Raw genomic sequence first — 2,832 nt, forward strand, 5'->3', positions numbered from 1 at the left:
GGAGCGAGAGCTCCGCCACGGGCTTCTCTGGCTCCGCCAACGCCGACTCCAAGAGCCGGCGCCACCAGCCGGCCCAGCGGGCGATGGTGCTGCGGTCGAAGAGGTCGGTGCGGTAGACGAAATACCCGGCGAGCTCCGTCTCCCCCTCCGAGCCCTCCGCCAATGCTTCCGCCGGCACCTCGGCAAGGGCCCTCTCCGAAAGGGCGAGGGTGAGATCGAATTTCGACACCCCCGTCTCCACCACCACCGGCTGGGCTTCTAACTCGCCCCAGGACGCCGACGGCGGCGGAGCGCCGTCCATCACCAGCATCACCTGGAAGAGGGGCGTGTGGGCCAAGTCCCGCCCCGGGGACAGCTCCTCCACCAGCTTCTCGAAGGGTACCCAGCGGTGACCGTAGGCCTGCAGCACCGTCCGCCGCGCCGCCGCCAGCCGCTGGCCGAAGCTCTCCTCCGGCGCCAGCTGCCCCCGCAGCACCAGCACGTTGACGAAGAAGCCCACCAGCTCTTCGACCTCGGGCACGCCGCGGCCGGACTCCGGCACTCCCACCGCCAGGTCCCGGTCTCCGGTGAGGCGGGAGAGCAACTCCTGGAAGCTCGCCAGCACGGTCATGAAGAGGGTGGCGCCGTGGTCCCGGCCCAGGCGACGGAGCCTCTCGGTGAGCTCCGATGCCAACCGCACCGGGAATCTCGCCCCCTCCGTCGAGCGCACCGCCGGCCGCGGGCGATCCCCGGGCAGCTCGAGCACCGGCACTCCCGCCAGCACCTCCCGCCACGCCGCCACTTGGCGCTCCAGGACCTCGCCCCGCAGCCAGCTGCGCTGCCAGGCCGCGTAGTCGGCGTAGTCCACCGGCAGCGGAGCGAGGGCTGCCTCCTCGGCGCCGGACGCGTTCGCGTAGAGCTGCCCCAGCTCCCGCACCAGGATCCCCATGGACCAGCCATCCGCCACCACGTGGTGCAGGCTCAGCACCAGGCGGTGGTGGTCTGGAGCGAGGCGCAGCAGGCTGGAGCGGAAGAGCGGGCCCTGCTCCAGGTCGAAGGGCCGGCGGGCCTCCACCGTCGCCAGGCGAGTCGCTTCGTCCACCGGATCCCTCAGCCCGGCGAGATCCACCACCGGCAGCGAAGCCCGCTCCGGCGCCGGCAGCAGCTCCTGCACCGGCTCGCCGGCTTCTGACGGAAACCGTGCCCGCAGCGCCCGCTGGCGCTCCAGCAGCGAGCCCAGGGCGCGGCTCAGGGCTGCCGCCTCCAGCGCCCCCCGCAGCTCCAGCGACGCCGGCACCGCGTAGGCCGCCGTCCCCGGCTCCAGCTGCTCCACCAGCCACAGCCGCTGCTGGGCGAAGGAGAGGGGCAGCGGCCCGTCGTCCCCTCGGTCGATGCGGCGCAGCGGCGGCGGGGCGTCTTCGGAGCCGGCCCTCGCCAGCAAATCCGACAGCGCCCGCGCCACTTCCGCCACCGTCGACGCTTCGAAGAGACGATCCAGCGGTAGATCCACCCCCGAAGCCGTGCGCAGCCGCGCCACCAGCCGGGTGGCCAGCAGCGAGTGGCCGCCGAGAGCGAAAAAGTCGTCCTCCGCCCGCACCTCCGAGGCTCCCAGCAGCTCCTCGTAGGCCGCCGCCACCAGCTCCTCCAGGGGGCCGCGGGGGGCCCGGCCTCGGGAGCCATCCTGAGTCTCCGCCTCCGGCGCCAGCTGCGCCAGGGTCTTGCGATCGATCTTGCCGTTGGCGGTGCGCGGCAGCGATTCCAGCACCACGAAGGCCGTGGGCACCATGTAATCCGGCAGGCTTTGGCGAAGCGCCGCCCGCACCGCAGAGATCTCCGCCCGCTCCCGGGGGCAACCCAGATAGCCCACCAGCCGCGAGCCTCCTGGTGCAGGGAGAGCCAGAACCAGTGCCTCCGAGACTCCCGGCTGGCGCCCCAGGGCCGCCTCGATCTCCCCCAGCTCAATGCGGTAGCCCCGCACCTTGACCTGGTGGTCCCGTCGTCCCAGGAAATCCACCCGGCCGTCGGCACGGAAGCGGGCCAGGTCGCCGGTGCGGTAGAGGCGCTCGCCCTCTCTTCCTCCCAGAGGGTCGGGGACGAAGGCCTGGGCGGTGCGCGCCGGGCGGCCCAAATAGCCCCGAGCCAGCCCCACGCCCCCCAGCACCAGCTCCCCGGCGACCCCTGCCGGCACCGGATGGAGAGCCTCGTCCACCACGTAGCTCCGGACCCCCGGCAACGGCCGGCCGATGGCGTGCTCGACGCCGCTCCCCGGCTCCGCCACCCGGCTCGCCACCGAGATCACCGTCGCCTCCGTAGGGCCGTAGAGATCCATCATCTGGTAGGCGGCGCGATCCGCCCCTTCCACCACCGACGGCCCCCGGTGCAGCCGGTCGCCACCGACGAAGAGCATCTCCACCGACCAGTCCTCGGGCGACGGCAGCTCCTGCTGTCGAGCCGAGGCGGCATCCAGCTCCTCCATCACCACCTCCGCCAGCGGCGTCGGCAGGAAGGTCTGGCGCACCTGGCGCTGGTGCAGGAAGCGAATCAGTTCCGGCGGCTGGGAGACCACCGCCGACGGCACCGGCACCAGCGTCGCCCCCAGCGCCAGGGACGACCACACCTCCCACACCGAAGCGTCGAAGCCCGGCCCCGCCAACAGCGTCGTCCGCACCCCCGGACGACGGCCCCAGCCGTCCGCCGACGGCTCGCCGTGGAGGCTGCCGTGCCAGGCCACCAGGTTCGCCAGCCCGCCGTGGGTCAGCCAGGTGCCCTTGGGCTGACCCGTCGAGCCGGAGGTGTAGATGACGTAGGCGGCGTCGGCGGCCCGGGGAGTGGGTAGGGCCCCGTCCCCCAACC

Annotated in this window: 1 protein-coding gene; it reads right to left on the reverse strand. The window is 73.2% G+C overall.

Translation table 11 applies throughout. The annotated features are described in order from the left end of the window. Window positions 1-2,832, reverse strand: a 2,832-nt coding sequence (locus SX243_25745; protein MDY7096394.1) for a condensation domain-containing protein, incomplete at both ends; no start/stop codon positions are given.

It is taken from the genome of Acidobacteriota bacterium (assembly GCA_034211275.1).
Taxonomy (GTDB): Bacteria; Acidobacteriota; Thermoanaerobaculia; order Multivoradales; family JAHZIX01; genus JAGQSE01.